The sequence below is a fragment of the Pseudomonas sp. B14(2017) genome, assembly GCF_002113255.1.
GTDB lineage: Bacteria > Pseudomonadota > Gammaproteobacteria > Pseudomonadales > Pseudomonadaceae > Aquipseudomonas > Aquipseudomonas putida_Z.
On sequence record NZ_NEJY01000016.1, the window covers coordinates 47,401 to 64,712 of the forward strand.

At 66.3% G+C, this 17,312-nt stretch carries 14 protein-coding genes and 1 pseudogene; 11 read left to right on the forward strand and 4 right to left on the reverse strand.

The window, feature by feature from the left end; translation table 11 throughout:
• Positions 1-3 precede the first annotated feature (3 nt).
• From CAG34_RS17440 to CAG34_RS17450, 3 genes are all read right to left on the reverse strand, one after another.
• Positions 4-477, reverse strand: a complete 474-nt coding sequence (locus CAG34_RS17440) for a MarR family winged helix-turn-helix transcriptional regulator (RefSeq protein WP_025338875.1) — start codon at positions 475-477, stop codon at positions 4-6.
• A gap of 225 nt (positions 478-702) precedes the next feature.
• Positions 703-1,341 carry a response regulator transcription factor gene (locus tag CAG34_RS17445; protein WP_085591471.1) on the reverse strand — a complete coding sequence of 213 codons (639 nt, stop codon included), beginning with the start codon at positions 1,339-1,341 and terminating at the stop codon, positions 703-705.
• Between the two features lie 6 nt (positions 1,342-1,347).
• A complete protein-coding gene (locus CAG34_RS17450) occupies positions 1,348-2,754 on the reverse strand; it encodes a sensor histidine kinase (RefSeq protein WP_085591473.1) in 1,407 nt (468 codons plus the stop codon).
• A 195-nt stretch (positions 2,755-2,949) separates the two neighbouring features.
• Between CAG34_RS17450 and CAG34_RS17455 the strand changes: the two genes are divergently transcribed.
• The 3 genes from CAG34_RS17455 to CAG34_RS17465 all read left to right on the forward strand — a co-directional run bounded on the left by CAG34_RS17455 (position 2,950) and on the right by CAG34_RS17465 (position 7,774).
• On the forward strand, positions 2,950-4,572 hold the full coding sequence (locus CAG34_RS17455; RefSeq protein WP_085591475.1) for an acyl-CoA synthetase: 1,623 nt from the start codon (positions 2,950-2,952) through the stop codon (positions 4,570-4,572).
• A gap of 135 nt (positions 4,573-4,707) precedes the next feature.
• A complete protein-coding gene (locus CAG34_RS17460) occupies positions 4,708-6,477 on the forward strand; it encodes an acyl-CoA dehydrogenase C-terminal domain-containing protein (RefSeq protein ID WP_085591477.1) in 1,770 nt (589 codons plus the stop codon).
• A 289-nt stretch (positions 6,478-6,766) separates the two neighbouring features.
• The gene (locus tag CAG34_RS17465) at positions 6,767-7,774 is read left to right on the forward strand and encodes a FecR family protein (RefSeq protein ID WP_085591479.1); all 1,008 of its coding nucleotides are present in this window, start codon (positions 6,767-6,769) and stop codon (positions 7,772-7,774) included.
• Between the two features lie 13 nt (positions 7,775-7,787).
• Here CAG34_RS17465 and CAG34_RS17470 read toward each other — a convergent pair whose 3' ends face one another.
• On the reverse strand, positions 7,788-9,107 hold the full coding sequence (locus tag CAG34_RS17470) for a Na+/H+ antiporter family protein (RefSeq protein ID WP_025338869.1): 1,320 nt from the start codon (positions 9,105-9,107) through the stop codon (positions 7,788-7,790).
• Between the two features lie 518 nt (positions 9,108-9,625).
• On the opposite strand from CAG34_RS17470, the pseudogene CAG34_RS29500 reads away from it, so the two are divergent.
• From CAG34_RS29500 to CAG34_RS17505, 8 genes and pseudogenes are all read left to right on the forward strand, one after another.
• A pseudogene (locus tag CAG34_RS29500) lies at positions 9,626-10,591 on the forward strand (HAMP domain-containing protein); the annotation flags it as partial.
• A gap of 102 nt (positions 10,592-10,693) precedes the next feature.
• The gene (locus tag CAG34_RS29505; RefSeq protein WP_370290277.1) at positions 10,694-11,449 is read left to right on the forward strand and encodes a methyl-accepting chemotaxis protein; all 756 of its coding nucleotides are present in this window, start codon (positions 10,694-10,696) and stop codon (positions 11,447-11,449) included.
• A gap of 105 nt (positions 11,450-11,554) precedes the next feature.
• Positions 11,555-12,571 (forward strand): ABC transporter substrate-binding protein, encoded by a 1,017-nt coding sequence (locus CAG34_RS17480; RefSeq protein ID WP_085591483.1) that lies wholly within the window; start codon positions 11,555-11,557, stop codon positions 12,569-12,571.
• Positions 12,568-13,416: a proline/glycine betaine ABC transporter permease gene (locus CAG34_RS17485; protein ID WP_003260645.1), complete on the forward strand. Its 849-nt coding sequence runs from the start codon at positions 12,568-12,570 to the stop codon at positions 13,414-13,416. Before CAG34_RS17480 ends, CAG34_RS17485 begins: the two co-directional genes overlap by 4 nt.
• 157 nt (positions 13,417-13,573) lie before the next feature.
• The gene (locus CAG34_RS17490; RefSeq protein WP_085591485.1) at positions 13,574-14,437 is read left to right on the forward strand and encodes a LysR family transcriptional regulator; all 864 of its coding nucleotides are present in this window, start codon (positions 13,574-13,576) and stop codon (positions 14,435-14,437) included.
• A 236-nt stretch (positions 14,438-14,673) separates the two neighbouring features.
• Positions 14,674-15,591 (forward strand): AEC family transporter, encoded by a 918-nt coding sequence (locus CAG34_RS17495; protein WP_085591487.1) that lies wholly within the window; start codon positions 14,674-14,676, stop codon positions 15,589-15,591.
• Between the two features lie 35 nt (positions 15,592-15,626).
• Complete coding sequence (locus tag CAG34_RS17500) at positions 15,627-16,238, forward strand: cell wall hydrolase (protein WP_085591489.1); 612 nt, start codon at positions 15,627-15,629, stop codon at positions 16,236-16,238.
• A gap of 217 nt (positions 16,239-16,455) precedes the next feature.
• Positions 16,456-17,307, forward strand: a complete 852-nt coding sequence (locus CAG34_RS17505; protein WP_025338862.1) for a CAP domain-containing protein — start codon at positions 16,456-16,458, stop codon at positions 17,305-17,307.
• The last annotated feature ends 5 nt before the right edge of the window (positions 17,308-17,312 follow it).

Below are 17,312 nucleotides of genomic sequence, written 5' to 3' on the forward strand. Positions count from 1 at the left end.
GGTTCAACGATCGCCGAAGCGGCGGATCGTCAACGGGTCGCCGGCAGCGAGCAGGACCTTGGCCAGCAGGCCTTCCAGGGTCTCGAGCTCTTCGGCTGCCAGCGCGCCGCACAACTCGTTCATGGCCGCCGCGCCGATTTCCGGCAGGCGGTCAGCCAGGCGCTGGCCATCGGCGGTAAGGGCCAGGCGCACCTGGCGACGGTCGTCGGCGCAGCGGTTGCGCACGATCAGCTCCTTCTGCTCGAGGCGGTCGAGCATGCGGGTCATCGACCCGCTGTCCAGGCCCAGGTAGCGGCACAGCTCGGCCGGGGTGTCCACCTGGTACTGGGTGACGATGATCAGCACCTTGAACTGCGCGGCGGTGACGCCTTCGGATTCAAGGTGCCAGTCGAGAATGCGGTCCTTGAGGATCGCCGCGCGGCCAAGCAGCATGCCGATGGCGCAGGTCTGGAAGTTTTCGGGGGAGAAATGGGCCATCGGAGGCTGCTCGGGCAATTGTGTAAAAATATTACTGCCTAGGCAGTGAATGTCAAAGCTTTGATTAGGTTGCTATGGAAAATTTCATGAATTGCTTAAGCACACCTAAAACCTGCGCGCCCTTGTGGGAGCGGGCATGCCCGCGAACACGGGCGAAGCCCGTGCCATCCTCCGCGGTGCCTGCTTCGCGGGCACGCCCGCTCCCACAGGGAACTGTGACTGCTGTCACTGCCGCAATCGCAGGCCCAGTGCCTCCACCGCCCCGCAGGCAATGGCCATGCCCACCAACTCCGCCAGGCTATCGGCCTGCAACCGCTTCATCACCCGCCCCCGGTACAGGTCCACCGTCTTCACGCTCACCCCCAGCCGCTCGGCAATCTCGCGGTTGCTCAACCCTTGGGCCAACGGCACGAACACATCGCGCTCGCGCGGTGTCAGGCCATCGATGCGCAGCTGCACCTCGGCCAGCGCCTGGTCGTCCTGGCGTGCCCGCCCGGCGCTCTCCAGCGCAGCCTGTACGCTGTCGAGCAGCAACTGGTCGTTGTAGGGCTTTTCGATGAAGTCGCAGGCGCCGGCCTTGAATGCCCGCACCACGATCGGCACATCGGCATGGCCGCTGACGAAGATCACCGGCAACCCCAGGCCACGCTCGCGCATCGCCTGCTGCACCGCCAACCCGCCCAGCCCAGGCATGCGCACATCCAGCAGCACACAGGCCGGCCCATCGTCGACGCAGGCATCGAGAAACGCCTGCCCGCCGGCGAACGGCAAGGCCTGCAAGCCCACCGACTGCAGCAGCCACACCGTCGAGTCGCGCATACCCTGGTCGTCATCGACCACATACACTTTCGCTTGCACCGCCATCTCCCCTTATCCCCTGCTGACCGCCAGGCGGCAGCACAGTACCAGACCGCCATTGTCACCGGCTCGCGCCCACAGGCTGCCGCCAAAGCCCTCGATCAGGCTGCGGCTCATGCTCAGGCCAAGGCCCAGGCCGTCGGCCTTGCTGGTGGTGAACGGCGTGAAGATTTCATCCAGGCGCTCGGGCGCCACGCCCGGGCCCTGGTCGGCCACCTCGACCAGCACGCCATCGCCATCGCGCGCGGCGCCCAGCAGGATACGTGACGGCCGCTCGCCATGCTGCTCGCGGTTGGCATCGATGGCGTTGCGCAACAGGTTCAACAGCACCTGCTCCAGCAGTACCCGGTCGGCATACACCAAGGGCAACTGCGCGCTCATGCGCAACTCGACTACCACCTGGTCACGCGCGGCCTCCCAGGCGCACAGGCGCATGGCTTCGCCGGCCACCTCGGCCACGTCCAGCGCCTGCAGGCGGCGTGGCCCTTTGCGCAGGAAGGCGCGCAGGCGGCGGATCACTTCGGCGGCATGGGTGGCCTGTTCGCTGATGCGTTGCAGGCCCTGCCCCACCCGCTCGCGGGCCTGCGGGTCGCGCTCCAGGCCCTGCAAGTAGCGCTGGCTGGCATTGGCATAGTTGACCACTGCGGCCAACGGCTGGTTGATCTCGTGGGCAATGCCCGAAGCCAGCTCGCCCAAGGTGGCCAAGCGGGCACTGTGCGCCAGGCTTTCCTGGGCTTCGATGCGCAGGGTGATGTCGCGGGACACGCTGACCACCTCCACCACCGCGCCGGTGTAGGTTTCGCGGATGGCCCGGCTGGCGATCTCGAACCAGCGGTAGCCGCCTGCGGCCTGGCGCACCCGGCAGGTCATGGTGTGGTAGCCGTCCTGGTCCAGCGCGGCGGCGGCCTGGCGCAGCACCTGCCGGCGCTCGCGCGGGTGCAGCAAGGTATGCACGGCCATGCCGCGCAGCTGCTCGGGCCACAGGCCAAGCAGGCGGAATGCCGCCGGCGAGGCATCGAGGAAACGGCCATCGGGGCTATGCCGGGAGATCAGGTCGGTGGTGTTCTCGATGATCAGCCGGTACAGGCGCCGGGCGCGGCTGGCCTCGCGTGCGCCATGGCGCTCGTCGCTGGCATCGCGGCCACGCGCCAGCACTTGCTGGCCCTGGTCGTCAGGGATGAAGCTCCACAGCACGATGCGTTCGCCGACCTGCACCTCGACATCGGCGATCGCCCGGCGCTGGCGCAGGCAGGCGCGCACCAGTGAGGCGCAGTTGCCCGGCAGCCAGCTGGCCAGTGCCGGGCCTTCATCGACCCAGGCCTGCAGCGCCGGGTTGAGTGCCAGCGGCCTGGCGTCGCCGGCCAGCATCAGGCTGGGTTGCGGGTCCTTGGCGAGCAAGGGATAGGCAGTGTTGTCCACGGTAGGCGGCTCGTTGTTATAGTAGTTTTACTATATTGCTATAGTCGATATTCCTAATACCATAGCGACTCGCGTAAAACTGCGACAAGGGGGAGCGGCCCACCGTCCGCCTCCCTGCACCCTGAACAGAGCTAACAATCAGCCACCGGGGGTCAAGCGCACAGGTTGTGCCTGCCTCCTCTACAGGATTACCGCATGTCGATCTATGCCCAGGGCCTGATGCCCGCTGCCGTCAACCATGTCGCCCTCACCCCGCTGAGTTTCATCGAACGCACCGCTGCCGTATATGGCGATTATCCGGCGGTGATCCACGGTGCCATCCGCCGCAACTGGCAGCAGACCTACCAACGCTGCCGACGCTTGGCCAGCGCCCTGGTGGGCCGGGGTATCGGCCGTGGCGACACCGTGGCGGTGATGTTGCCCAACATTCCGGCCATGCTCGAAGCCCATTTTGGCGTGCCCATGACCGGCGCCGTGCTCAATACCCTGAACGTACGCCTGGACGCCGAGGCCATCGCCTTCATGCTGCAGCATGGCGAGGCCAAGGTACTGATCACCGACCGCGAGTTCCACAGCGTCATCGAGGCGGCCCTGGCCTTGCTCGAGCACCCGCCATTGGTGGTGGATGTGGATGACCCGGAGTACGGCGAAGGCCGTGCGGTCAGCGAACTGGATTATGAGGCGTTCCTCGCCGAAGGCGACCCGGACTTTGCCTGGGAATGGCCCGATGACGAGTGGCAGGCGATCTCGCTCAACTACACCTCCGGCACCACCGGCAACCCCAAGGGCGTGGTCTACCACCACCGTGGCGCTTACCTGAACGCCCTGGGCAACCAGATGGTCTGGGGCATGGGCCATCGCCCGGTGTACCTGTGGACCCTGCCGATGTTCCACTGCAACGGCTGGTGCTACCCGTGGACCATCACCGCGCTGGCCGGCACCCATGTGTTCCTGCGCCGGGTCGACCCGCAGAAGATCCTGACCCTGATCCGCGAGCACCGGGTCAGCCACCTGTGCGGCGCGCCGATCGTGCTCAACGCCCTGGTCAACATGCCCGAGGCGGCCAAGGCGGCCATCGAGCACCCGGTGCAGGCCATGGTCGCCGGCGCCGCGCCACCCGCCAAGGTCATCGGCGCCGTGGAAGAGATGGGCATACAGGTCACCCACACCTACGGCCTGACCGAAGTCTACGGCCCGGTGACCGTGTCTGCCTGGCATGACGAATGGGATGAGCTGTCGCTGGAAGAGCGCGCACGGATCAAGTCCCGCCAGGGCGTGCGCTACCCGACCCTCGACGGCCTGATGGTCGCCGACCCGCAAACCCTCGAGCCGGTGCCGCGCGACGGCGACACCCTGGGCGAGATCTTCATGCGCGGCAACACGGTGATGAAGGGCTACCTGAAGAACCCCGAGGCCACCGTCGAAGCCTTCCGTGGCGGCTGGTTCCACACCGGTGACCTGGCCGTGTGGCACGCCGACGGCTATGTCGAGATCAAGGACCGGCTCAAGGACATCATCATTTCCGGTGGCGAGAACATCTCCACCATCGAGGTCGAGGACGCCCTGTACAAGCACCCGGCGGTGATGGAAGCCGCGGTGGTAGCGCGCCCGGATGAAAAATGGGGGGAAACCCCGTGCGCCTTCGTTGCCCTCAAGCCGGGCCGCGAAGACACCCGCGAAGCCGACATCACCAGCTGGTGCCGCGAGCACCTGGCCGGGTTCAAGGTGCCGAAGACCGTGGTGTTCGGCGAACTGCCCAAGACCTCCACCGGCAAGATCCAGAAGTACGTGCTGCGCGACCGGGCCAAAGCCCTCTGATCCAGTGGTGGCCTCTTCGCGGGCATGCCCGCTCCCACAGGGACTGCACCGGCCTCGAACCCTGTGCTTTACCTGTGGGAGCGGGCGTGCCCGCGAAGAGGCCAGCCCATGTTTCCATTATTCCAAGAGCCCCCGATGACCACCTACACAGCCCCCCTGCGCGACATGCGCTTCGTCCTGCATGATGTGTTCAACGCCCCGGCCCTGTGGGCCCGCCTGCCTGCCCTGGCCGAGCGCATCGACGCCGATACCGCCGATGCCATCCTCGAGGAAGCAGCCAAAGTCACCGGCCAGCTGATTGCCCCGCTCAGCCGCAACGGTGACGAGCAAGGCGTGCGCTTTGCCGCAGGCGAAGTCACTACCCCTGACGGCTTCCGCGAGGCCTGGCACACCTACCGCGAAGGCGGTTGGGTCGGCCTGGGCGGCAACCCCGAACATGGCGGCATGGGCATGCCGAAAATGCTCGGTGTGCTGTTCGAAGAAATGCTCTACGCCGCCGATTGCAGCTTCAGCCTGTATTCGGCGTTGAGCGCCGGCAGCTGCCTGGCGATAGACGCCCACGCCAGCGAAACGCTCAAGGCCACCTACCTGCCGCCCCTGTACGAAGGCCGCTGGGCCGGCACCATGTGCCTCACCGAACCCCATGCCGGCACCGACCTGGGGCTGATCCGCAGCCGCGCCGAGCCCCAGGCCGACGGCAGCTATCGCATCAGCGGCAGCAAGATCTTCATTACCGGCGGCGAACAGGACCTGACCGAGAACATCGTCCACCTGGTGCTGGCCAAGCTGCCGGATGCACCCACCGGTGCCAAGGGCATCTCGCTGTTCCTGGTGCCCAAGTACCTGGTCGAGGCCGATGGCCGCCTGGGCGCGCGCAACGCCGCCCATTGCGGCTCGATCGAACACAAGATGGGCATCAAGGCCTCGGCCACCTGCGTGATGAACTTCGATGGTGCCGTCGGCTACCTGGTGGGCGAACCGAACAAGGGCCTGGCGGCGATGTTCACCATGATGAACTACGAGCGCCTGTCCATCGGCATCCAGGGCATCGGTTGTGCCGAGGCGTCCTACCAGAGCGCCGCCCGCTACGCCAACGAACGCCTGCAAAGCCGCGCCGCCAGCGGCCCGCAGGCACAGGACAAGGCTGCCGACCCGATCATCCACCACGGCGATGTGCGGCGCATGCTGCTGACCATGCGCACCCTCACCGAAGGTGGGCGGGCGTTTGCCGCCTACGTCGGCCAGCAACTGGACCTGGCGCGCTACGCCGAAGACGCTGGCGAGCGCGAGCATGCGCAGCGCCTGGTGGCGCTGCTGACGCCGGTGGCCAAGGCGTTCTTCACCGACAACGGCCTGGAAAGCTGCGTGCTCGGCCAGCAGGTGTATGGCGGCCATGGCTACATTCGCGAATGGGGCCAGGAGCAGCGGGTGCGCGACGTGCGCATCGCGCAGATCTACGAAGGCACCAACGGCATCCAGGCCCTCGACCTGCTCGGGCGCAAGGTGCTGGCCGACGGTGGCCAGGCACTGGCCAGCTTTGCCGCCGAGGTGCGGGCCTTCAGCGTGGATGCGCCGCTGCACCGTGAAGCCCTGCAAGCGAGCCTGGCGCGGCTGGAGGCCACCAGCGCCTGGCTGCGGGCGCGGGCCGGCGAGGATGCCAACCTGGTCAGCGCGGTGGCGGTGGAATACCTGCAGCTGTTCGGGCTGACTGCGTATGCCTACATGTGGGCGCGGATGGCGGCGGTGGCATTGGCCAGGCGTGACGAGGATGCCGCGTTTCATGGGGCCAAGCTTGCGTGTGCGGAGTTCTTCTTCCAGCGGGTCTTGCCGCGGGGGTTGGGGTTGGAGGCCAGTATCCGGGCGGGTAGTGGCAGCCTGTATGGTTTGGAGGCGGCGCAGTTCTGATGAGCTGCTGGGGGCGCTGTGCGCCCCTTTCGCGACACAAGGCCGCTCCCACAGGTATCGCACCAACCCATCGGGCAGCGCTGTACCTGTGGGAGCGGCCTTGTGTCGCGATGGGCTGCAAGGCAGCCCCAACGATTTCAGCCATTGTTTTACCTGCGCGAAGGGTTCTCAAACGCTGGAAAACCATCACCAATCCGACGAAAACCGGCACAACTGATAGTCATTCGCCATTACCTCGGTTCTCGGGAGCCCTCCAGCAAGGGTAGAATGCGCAAAACCCGGAGCCGCAATGAACCACGACCGCCTCAATCCCAGCCCAGACGATGCCATCACCGACGCCGCCGCGCACTGGTGCATGCGCCTGCACGCCGAAGATTGCACGGCGGGCGAGCGCGAGGCGTTCGCCCGCTGGCTGGCGGCCGATCCGCGGCATGCCGAGGAATACCAGGCGATGCTGGAAATCTGGCAAACCGCCGACCTGCTGCCACGCAATGCCACCGTCATCGACTTCAACCCGCCCGTGCAACAGTCCGCACGCCCGCGCAACTGGCGGCCGCTGGCATCCGCTGCCGCGATCGCCCTGGCGGTGCTGCCGCTGGCCGGCTGGGTGGGCTGGGAGCAAGGCTGGCTGCCCAACCACTACCAGCACTTCGAAGCCGGCGCGCACATGCAGACCGTGCAGCTGAGCGACGGCAGCACGGTGCAGCTCAACCTCAACACCGAGCTCACCTACCTCAACTACAAGGACCAACGCCAGGTCACGCTCAAGCGTGGCGAGGCGTTCTTCAAGGTGCAGCACGACAGCAGCCACCCGTTCATCGTGCATGCCGGTCGCGGCCAGACCCGCGTCACCGGCACCCAGTTCAACGTGTGGAAGTACCAGGAGCAGGTCAAGGTCACCCTGGTGGAGGGTTCGGTACTGGTATCCAGCGACGGCAGCGCCGGTGGCTACCGCCTGGGCCCGGGGATGCAGGCCAGCTATCACAAGGGCGACTTCGAGCCGCAACTGGAGCAGAGCGACGACTACGGCAACAGCCTGGCCTGGCGCGACGGCAAGCTGGTACTCGACAACCTGAGCCTGGAACAGGCCCTGCCGATTATCAACCGCTACCTCGACGCACCGCTGTTGCTGGCCGACGCCAGCACCGGCCGCATCCGCATCAGCGGCATCTACAACACCCGTGAGGTGGGGCGCCTGGTCAACAACCTGCCCAAGGTGCTGCCGGTCTACCTGACCCGCAGCAAGGACGGCAGCACCGTGCTCAACCGCATCTCGCCGCCGCCCGACAAGGGCTGACGCCCTCCCCGTCTTACAGCGTCATCGCCGCCAACCAGCCGAACGCCAGCAGTGGCAGGTTGTAGTGGATGAAGGTGGGCACCACGGTGTCCCAGATATGGTGGTGCTGGCCATCCACGTTCAAGCCCGAGGTCGGGCCCAGGGTCGAGTCCGAGGCAGGCGAGCCGGCGTCGCCCAGCGCACCGGCGGTACCAACGATGCACACGGTGGCCAGCGGGTCGAAGCCCAGCTGCACGCACAGCGGCACGAAGATCGCGGCCAGGATCGGCACGGTGGAGAACGACGAGCCGATGCCCATGGTCACCAGCAGGCCCACCAGCAGCATCAGCAAGGCACCGACGCCCTTGCTGTGGTCGATCCACTGCGCCGAGGTTTCCACCAGGCTCTTCACCTCACCGGTGGCCTTCATCACGTCGGCAAAGCCCGAGGCGGCAATCATGATGAAACCGATCATGGCCATCATCTTCATGCCTTCGGTAAACAGGTCGTCAGTGTCCTTCCAGCGCACGATGCCCGACAGCGAGAAGATCAGGAAGCCGACCATGGCGCCGATGATCATCGAGTCCAGCCACAACTGGACGATGAACGCCGAGGCAATCGCCAGCCCGGCCACCAGCAGGGTCAGCGGGTTGTACTGCACGCTCACCTGCTCCACCTGCTCGATGCGCGCCAGGTCGTAGTCACGCTTCTTGCGGTAACTGATGAATACCGCCAGCAACAGGCCAGCCAGCATGCCGGCTGCCGGGATGGCCATGGCGTGGGTGACATTCACGCCACTCACGTCGACACCCGCGCGGGCAACGTTGGCCAGCAGGATTTCGTTGAGGAAGATGTTGCCAAAGCCCACCGGCAGGAACATGTACGGGGTGATCAGGCCGAAGGTGATCACGCAGGCGATCAGCCGGCGGTCGATGCGCAGGCGGGTCAGCACGTACAGCAGCGGTGGCACCAGCAAGGGGATGAAGGCGATGTGGATAGGCAGGATGTTCTGCGACGACACCGCCACCACCAGCATCAGGCCGACCAGCAACCATTTGACCTTGCCGCCATTGGCATGGCCCTGGCGGTCGATCATGGCCAGGGCGCGGTCGGCCAGGGCATGGGCCAGGCCGGACTTGGCGATGGCCACGGCAAAGGCGCCCAACAGTGCATAGGACAGGGCCACCGTGGCCCCGCCGCCGAGGCCGCCGTTGAAGGCCTTGAGCGTACCCTCGATACCCAGGCCGCCCACCAGCCCACCGGCCAGGGCCCCGATGATCAGGGCGATGACCACGTGCACGCGGGACAGGCTGAGTATCAGCATGATGCCGACCGCGGCGATCACTGCATTCATGGTTGGCTTACCTCATTGCGACAGAAAAAAAGCGCGCACTCTGAAGCAGTGGGCAGCAGATGTCAAAAGCGCCATGTTGCGGGGGATTACCAACGCCTCGCGCGGCCTGCGGATTAAATTGAACGTTTGAATAAAGAAAAGCCCGCGCCAGCCGACACATTCGTCAGCCACACTCTTATTACAAGGGACCCACCCCCATGCCTTTGCGACAACTTTCCATCCAGTGGAAGATCACCCTGCTCGCCGGTCTCTGCCTGGCCGGCATCGTCACCCTGCTCGTCGGCCTGTCGCTGTACCGCATGGACCACAGCTCGGACCTGGTCAAGGCCAGCAGCATGCAGATGCTGACCGAGTCGGCGCAGTCGCGCATCGAGTCGCAGGGCGAGGTGCAGGCGCTGAACATCCGCCGCCAGTTCATGGACGCCTACCAGTACGGCGCCGGTTTCGCCCGCCAGGTGCTGTTCCTGCGCGAGCAGGCGGAAAAGCGCTTTCTCGATGCCTTCGACCTGCGCGAGGACATGACCCGCCAGGTGCGCGCCGCCCTGCAGGCCAACCCTGATCTGCTCGGCCTGTCGCTGGTGTTCGAGCCCAACGCCCTGGACAACAAGGACAGCCTGTTCGCCGGCAAGGCGGAACTGGGCAGCAACGAAACCGGGCGCTTCGCCCTGTACTGGTCGCAGCCGCGTGTCGGCCAGCTGACGGCCATGGCCCTGCCCGAGCATGACATGGCCAACACCGAGATCGGCCCCAGCGGCCAGCCAGCCAATACCTGGTGGGTGTGCCCGCGCACATCCGGCAAGGTGTGCGTGGTGGAGCCCTACTTCTACGACATCGATGGCCAGCAGGTGCTGATGACCAGCATCGTCTTCCCGCTGGCAGTCGACGGCAAGGTGATCGCCACCCTGTCCATCGACATCAACCTCAACAGCCTGCAGGCCCTGAGCCAGGAGGCCAGCCGCAGCCTGTACGAAGGCCGCACCACGGTCGGCATCCTCAGCCCGGTCGGCCTGCTGGCCGGCTACAGCGCCGACGCCAGCAAGCTGGCCCAGCGCTTCGACCAGGTCGACACCGCCAAGGGTGCCGAACTGGTGCGCAAGCTGGCTGACGGCAAGATGACCATCGTGCACGACCAGCAGCGCCTGAAAGTGCTGGCCGCGTTCCGGCCGATTCCGGATGCCCAGCCCTGGGGCGTGCTGCTGGATGTGCCGGAAAACGCTCTGACCGGGCCGGCCGAAGCGCTGAAACAGGAACTGGACGCGCTGAACACCAGCGGCACCCTGCTGGAACTTGGCCTGGGCCTGGCGGCGGCGATTGCCGGCCTGCTGATGGTGTGGCTGATGGCCCGCGGCGTTACCCGGCCGATCCTCGGCGTGGCAAGCATGCTCAAGGACATCGCCAGCGGCGAAGGTGACCTGACCCGCCGCCTGACCTACCAGAAGCAGGATGAACTGGGCGAACTGGCCGGCTGGTTCAACCGCTTCCTCGACAAGCTGCAGCCGACCATCGCCGAGGTCAAACGCTCGGTGCAGGCCGCCCGCGGTACCGCTGACCAGTCTTCGGCAATTGCCACCCAGACCAGCGCCGGCATGGAGCAGCAGTACCGCCAGGTCGACCAGGTGGCCACTGCCTCGCACGAGATGAGTGCCACCGCCCAGGACGTCGCCCGCAGCGCCGCCCAGGCCGCGCAGGCCGCCCGCGACGCCGACCAGGCCACCCGCGAAGGCCTGGCGGTGATCGACCGCACCACCCACAGCATCGATGCCCTGGCCGCCGACATGAGCAACGCCATGGCCGAGGTGGAGGGCCTGGCGCAGAACAGCGAGAAGATCGGTTCGGTGCTGGAAGTGATCCGCTCGATCGCCGAGCAGACCAACCTGCTGGCGCTCAATGCCGCCATCGAGGCGGCCCGTGCCGGTGAAGCCGGCCGTGGCTTTGCCGTGGTCGCGGACGAGGTGCGCAACCTGGCCCAGCGTACCCAGGAATCGGTGGAGGAAACCCGCCAGGTGATCGAGGCTTTGCAGAACGGCACCCGCGAAGTGGTCGGGGCCATGGACAACAGCCACCGCCAGGCCCAGGGCGGCGTGCAGCAGGTTGGCCAGGCCGTCACCGCGCTGCAGCGCATCGGCCAGGCAGTGACGGTGATCACCGACATGAACCTGCAGATCGCCTCGGCCGCCGAGGAGCAGAGCGCAGTGGCCGAGGAAATCAACAGCAACGTGGCAACCATCCGTGATGTCACCGAATCGCTGTCGGGGCAGGCCAACGAGTCGGCGCGCGTAAGCCAGTCGCTGAACAGCCTGGCCAACCAGCAACAGGCGCTGATGGACCAGTTCCGCGTCTGAGTCACTTGCAGGCCGCTGCCAATCGCGTGCAGCGGCCTTCCTGCCGGGCCTGGAGCCGGTCGTCTACACTTGCGGCAACTCAGTAGCGCCACTCCAAGAGGCCCCATGAAAAAGATTCCGACGTTGCTGGCCGGCCTGCTGCTCGCCGTCGGCCTGGCCAGCACCGACAGCGCCGCCTCGGCAGAACGCACCACGCCCATCCGCTTTGGTGCCATCGGCTGGGAAAGCGGTGCCCTCACCACCGAGATCCTGCGGCTGATCGTGGAGCGTGGCTACGGCTACACCACCGACACCCTGCCCGGCAGCACCGTCAGCATGGAGGTGGCCCTGGCGCGCAACGACCTGCAGGTAATCGCCGAGGAATGGGCCGGGCGCAGCCCTGCCTGGGTCAAGGCAGAACAGGCCGGCCAGGTGTTCGCCTTGGGCGACACGGTCAAGAACGCCGAAGAAGGCTGGTGGGTGCCGGCCTACGTGATCGAGGGCGATGCGGCACGCAAGCTGAAACCCGTGGCGCCGGAATTGCGCAGCGTCGAGGACCTCAAGCGTTACCCGCAGGTGTTCCGCGACCCCGAGTCACCCGGCAAAGGGCGTTTTCTGAATAGCCCCAGCGGCTGGACATCCGAAACCGTCAACAGCCAGAAACTCAAGGCCTACGGGCTGAATGATCTCTATACCAACTTCCGCAGTGGCTCCGGGGCTGCAATGGATGCCGAAATCGGCTCAGCCATCCGCCGTGGCCAGCCGGTGCTGTTCTACTACTGGAACCCGACCCCTTTGATGGGGCGTTACAAGCTCATACGCCTGCAAGAGCCGCCGTTCGATGCCCAGGCCTGGGCCACCCTCACCGATGCCGGCAACCCCGAGCCCAAGGGCAGCAGCTCGCTGCCGGCCAAGTTGTCGGTTGGCGTATCCAAGGCCTTTCGCGAGGGCTACCCAGAGCTGGTGAGCGTGTTCGAGCGGGTCGACCTGCCCATCGACCGACTGAACAGCGCACTGGCCGACATGAGCGAAAAGCGCACGCCGCCCCGCGACGCTGCCCTCACCTTCCTGCGCGATAACCGCGAGGTGTGGAAAGCCTGGTTGCCTGCGGACATTGCCAGCAAAGTCGAGGGCAGCCTGTGAGCGGCGGCTTCCCCGAAGCCCTGCAATTCTCCTTTGCCGACAGCGTCAACCGGCTGGTCGACTGGCTGGTGCTGCATTACGGCGATCACCTGCGCAGCGTCTCGGACCAGTTGCTGCAACTGCTGGTCGGCCTGGAAACCCTGCTGCGCCTGATGCCGTGGTGGCTGCTGCTGTTGCTGATCGGCCTGCTGGCCTGGCATGCCAGCCGCAGCGTGCTGCGCAGCGCAGTACTGGTGGCGCTGCTGGCCCTGATCGGCATGCTCGGGTTGTGGGACAAACTGCTGCAGACCATGGCGTTGGTGCTGGTCAGTACCGGCCTCTGCGTGCTGGTGGGCGTGCCGCTGGGCATCCTGCTGGCTGCCCGGCCGCTGGCAAAGCGGTTGCTGTTGCCGGTACTGGATGTGATGCAGACCTTGCCGGCCTTCGTTTACCTGATCCCGGTGCTGATGCTGTTCGGCCTGGGCAAGGTGCCCGCCGTGTTCGCCACGCTGATCTATGCCCTGCCACCGCTGGTGCGGCTGACCGAACTGGGCCTGAGCCAGATCGACCCTTCGCTGCTGCAAGCCGCCCATGGCCTGGGGGCCAGCCGCTGGCAGCGGTTGCGGCGCATCGCCCTGCCGCTGGCGCTGCCGAGCATCATGGCCGGGCTCAACCAGTCGGTGATGATGGCCCTGTCGATGGTGGTGGTGGCTTCGATGATTGGCGCCCGCGGGCTGGGCGAGGACGTGCTGTCGGGGATCCAGACCTTGAATGTCGGCCAAGGCGTCGAGGCCGGGCTGGCGATCGTCGCCCTGGCCATGGTGATCGACCGGATCAGCCAGGCTTATGGGCGTGGTGGGCGTTGAGCAGTGCTGCCTGCCCCGGCCCTATCGCCGGCAAGCCAGCTCCCACAGGTACTCCACCGGCGTTGGCCATTGCGGCACCCTGTGGGAGCTGGCTTGCCGGCGATAGGGCCGGGCCTGACAATGCAGCTCTGTCAGCTTGAAACCGGACCTCACCCGCATGTCCCTCAAAGCCTTGCGCACCCTGGTGACCATCGCCCGCCACGGCACCTTCGCCCGTGCCGCCGACCTGCTCAGCCTCACCCCTTCGGCAGTGAGCCTGCATATCAAGACCCTCGAAGACGAACTGCAGGTGACCTTGTTCGACCGCAGCCGCAGGCAGGTGTCGCTGACCGAAGCCGGCCAGTTGGCGGTGGCCCGCGCCGAGAGCATCCTGGCTAGCTATGACGAACTGGCCGACGCCCTGGCCAGCGGCCCGAGCCTGCGCGGCCGCCTGCGCCTGGGGGCGATCCACACGGTGCTGGCGCGGCGCCTGCCCAAGGCGCTGGTGTGGATCAAGGCGCACCATCCGCAGCTGCATGTCAGCGTGGCCTCCGGCATGTCGGCCGAACTGGCACGGCGGGTGGAAGACGGCGAGCTCGATGCGGCGATCACCACCGAGCCGGTCAGCCCCTACCCGCAAAGCCTGGACTTCACGCCGTTGTTCGAAGACCGCTTCTGGGCCATCGCCAGCCCCGACCTGGCCGGGCTAAGCGTGCCGCAGTTGCTGGCCAGCCAGCCGTTCCTGCGCTTCGACAAGCGAGCCTGGGCCGGGCGGCAGATCGAGCAGGAGCTGCGCCGCCAGCATCTGCAGGTGAGCGAGCAGATGGAGCTGGACAGCCAGGAAGCACTGGCGCGCATGGCGGTGATGGGCCTGGGCGTGGCAATCATCCCCATGGCCGATGACGACCTGCAACGCTTGCCACCGGCCACCTGCCTGCCGTTTGGCGACCCGCAGCTGACCCGGCGGGTGGTGTTGCTGGAGCATGAGAAGAGCCAGCGGCGGCATTTGAGTGCGGTGCTGAAGACTGCGCTGGAGGCTTGAGATTGCCGGGGCCGCTGCGCGCCCCTTTCGCGACACAAGGCCGCTCCCACAGCGAACGCGTTGCATTTGAAGGCAGTGGCAAACCTGTGGGAGCGGCCTTGCGTCGCGAAAGGGGCGCACAGCGCCCCCAGAGCAACCATGCATTTTTCCTCAATGGTCAGTGCAGAAAACAACGTTTTTACAGATCGATCCGCACCAGTAGTCTGTGCCCCGTACCCGACCACGGAACGTCGATCATGCTCCACCTGCTGCTGACTACCCTGCTGCCGATCATCCTGCTGATTGCCCTGGGCACTTTCCTGCGCCTGCGCGGCTTCCTCGCCGATACCTTCTGGCCCGGCGCCGAGCGCCTGAGCTATTACGTACTGCTGCCGTCGCTGTTCCTCCATGGCCTGGCCACCGCCAACCTCGATGGCGTGCCGGTGCTGGGCATGGTCGGCGTGCTGATGCTCTCGACCCTGGCCGGGGCCGTGCTGCTGGTGCTGTACCAGGGCGCAATCAACCACGACGGTGCCGACTTCACCTCGGTGTTCCAGGGCGGCATCCGCTTCAACAACTACATCGGCGCCACCCTTGCAGCGGGTATCTACGGCAGCGCCGGCATCGCCCTGGCGGCGGTGGCCAACGCCGCCATCGTGCCGCTGGTGAACCTGCTTTGCGTGCTGGTGTTCGCCCGCTTCAGCGCACGCCATAGCTCACCGGCCACAGTGCTGCGGGCCATCTTCGCCAACCCCTTGATCGTCGGTTGCGCCGGCGGGTTGCTGCTGCGCGCCAGTGGGCTGGGCCTGCCAGCGGGTATCGAACCCACGGTCAAGGCCCTGGGCCAGGCCGCCCTGCCGCTGGGCCTGCTGTGCGTCGGCGCAGCCCTGGGTGGTGCCCGCCTGGGCCAGCAGGTGCGCCCGCTGATGGCGGCGTCGGCATTCAAGTTCCTGGTCATGCCGCTGACCACCTGGGGCTTGTGCCGCCTGCTTGGCCTGGGTGGCCAGGCAGCGGTGGTGGCGGTGCTGTTCCAGGCACTGCCGACCGCGTCATCTTCCTATGTGATGGCCCGGCAAATGGGCGGTAACGCACCGCTGATGGCCACCATCATCGCCCTGCAGACCGTGTTGGCCGCCGCCACCCTGCCTTTGGTGCTGATGCTCGCGCTTGGCTAGACTGTGAACCAGCCCACAGTTCGGGAGCTTGCATCATGCGCCTTTCGTGGATGGTGATCGGCCTGGTTTCGGCCCTGCTCGCAGGCCCCTTGCACGCGGCCGACACGGCCAAGGCTGCCGTCGCCGAGGACAAGGCCGAGGTGCTCGAGGAAAAAGTGGTGAATGACACACCACCCCCGAAAAAGGCCGAAACCCTCACACCGGGCGAAGCGCAGGCAGTGGACCCGGCCGGCCAGGCGCCGCTGGATGACAGCATCACCTGCCTGGCCCGCACCATCTACTGGGAGGCCAAGGGTGCCGACGCCGAAGACATGGCCGCCGTGGCCAACGTCGTGCTCAACCGCCTGGGCCACGATGGCTTCCCGGATACCATCTGCGGCGTGGTCAAGCAGGGTGTGGAAAGCAAGGCCTGCCAGTTCTCCTGGTGGTGCGACGGGCGCCCGGACCAGGTCGAAGAAGCGCAACGCTACGGCATTGCCAAGGAAATCGCGCGCAAGGCGCTCAACCAGCAGTTGAAAGACCGCACCGGGGGTGCCTTGTACTTCCATGACCGCAATGTGCGCCCGGACTGGGCCAAAGCCTACCGCCGGACGGCGCAGACCCGGCATTTTCTGTTCTACAAACCGAACCAGGCGGTGGCGCGCTGATACCCGCCGGGCGCCGGCCAATGGGCTGACAGCTGTGGTTCGATAAGAATGATTACCAACTGTTCGCACTTTTCCGATGATCAGTGGTCTACTCCCTCTTTTGCCGCCAACGAATGCCGGCGTTTTCATTGCTTTGCACGATCCCGGGCCAAAAGCCCCGGGCTTGTGTAGGATGAGCAGCGCAAACCACGACGCTGCCAGTCATAGGGAGATCCACATGCGCGTCCTGTCATCCGTTGCCGCCTTGTCGCTGGGCCTGGTCGTTTCGGCCGGGGCACTGGCTGCCACCGGCGAAGAGGCGCAACTGATCGATTCGATCAATGTCTACCGCAGCAAGGCCCAGCCCTGCGGTGGCGAAGCGTCGTTGGAGCTGCCGCCGCTCAACAGCGATACCCGCCTGGCGCTGTCGCCAGAGGGTACCCGCGACCTGCAGCAGGCCATGACCCGCGCCGCCTACCCGATGGTCAATGTGCAGGCCATCAGCCTGTCGGGGCCGCGTGATGCGCGCGCTGCCATGCATGCCATCGAAGAGAGCTTCTGCCAGGTGGTGCTCGACCCGCAGTTCGTCGATATCGGCGTCAGCCAGGAAGGCCGCGACTGGCGCATCGTGCTGGCCCGGCCGCTGCTCAGTGGCCGCCTGGGCGACTGGCAGGCCGAGGGGCAGAAGGTGCTGCAGGAGATCAACGCCGCGCGCAAGGTGCCGCGCCAATGCGGTGGCCAGCCCTTCGCCGCCGCCCCAGCGCTGAGCTGGAGCACGGTGCTGGCCGGGGTTGCCGCCAACCACACCCGGGCCATGGCCAACCAGAACTTCTTCGACCACATCGACAAGGATGGCCGCACCCCCGGTGACCGGGCAGAGCTGGCCGGCTACCTGTACCAGCAGATCGGCGAAAACATCGCCGCCGGGCGTGACACCGCGCGCAAGGTGGTCGATGGCTGGCTAGATAGCCCGGGGCATTGCGCGACGCTGATGAACCCGGACTTCCGCGAGCTGGGCGCTGCGTATGCAGTGGATCCGAAGAGTGACGCGGGGATTTACTGGACGGGGTTGTTCGGGACGCCGCAGTAGGCCCG

Excerpts from the sequence above, each read along its gene's own strand:
- CAG34_RS17495 (WP_085591487.1), top strand. The coding sequence starts at position 14,674 with ATGCTCCACCTGCTGCTGACTACCCTGCTGCCGATCATCCTGCTGATT.
- CAG34_RS17455 (WP_085591475.1), top strand. The coding sequence starts at position 2,950 with ATGTCGATCTATGCCCAGGGCCTGATGCCCGCTGCCGTCAACCATGTC.
- CAG34_RS17470 (WP_025338869.1), bottom strand. The coding sequence starts at position 9,107 with ATGAATGCAGTGATCGCCGCGGTCGGCATCATGCTGATACTCAGCCTG.
- CAG34_RS17465 (WP_085591479.1), top strand. The coding sequence starts at position 6,767 with ATGAACCACGACCGCCTCAATCCCAGCCCAGACGATGCCATCACCGAC.
- CAG34_RS29505 (WP_370290277.1), top strand. The coding sequence starts at position 10,694 with ATGGAGCAGCAGTACCGCCAGGTCGACCAGGTGGCCACTGCCTCGCAC.
- CAG34_RS17445 (WP_085591471.1), bottom strand. The coding sequence starts at position 1,341 with ATGGCGGTGCAAGCGAAAGTGTATGTGGTCGATGACGACCAGGGTATG.
- CAG34_RS17480 (WP_085591483.1), top strand. The coding sequence starts at position 11,555 with ATGAAAAAGATTCCGACGTTGCTGGCCGGCCTGCTGCTCGCCGTCGGC.
- CAG34_RS17460 (WP_085591477.1), top strand. The coding sequence starts at position 4,708 with ATGACCACCTACACAGCCCCCCTGCGCGACATGCGCTTCGTCCTGCAT.
- CAG34_RS17505 (WP_025338862.1), top strand. The coding sequence starts at position 16,456 with ATGCGCGTCCTGTCATCCGTTGCCGCCTTGTCGCTGGGCCTGGTCGTT.
- CAG34_RS17440 (WP_025338875.1), bottom strand. The coding sequence starts at position 477 with ATGGCCCATTTCTCCCCCGAAAACTTCCAGACCTGCGCCATCGGCATG.
- CAG34_RS17500 (WP_085591489.1), top strand. The coding sequence starts at position 15,627 with ATGCGCCTTTCGTGGATGGTGATCGGCCTGGTTTCGGCCCTGCTCGCA.
- CAG34_RS17490 (WP_085591485.1), top strand. The coding sequence starts at position 13,574 with ATGTCCCTCAAAGCCTTGCGCACCCTGGTGACCATCGCCCGCCACGGC.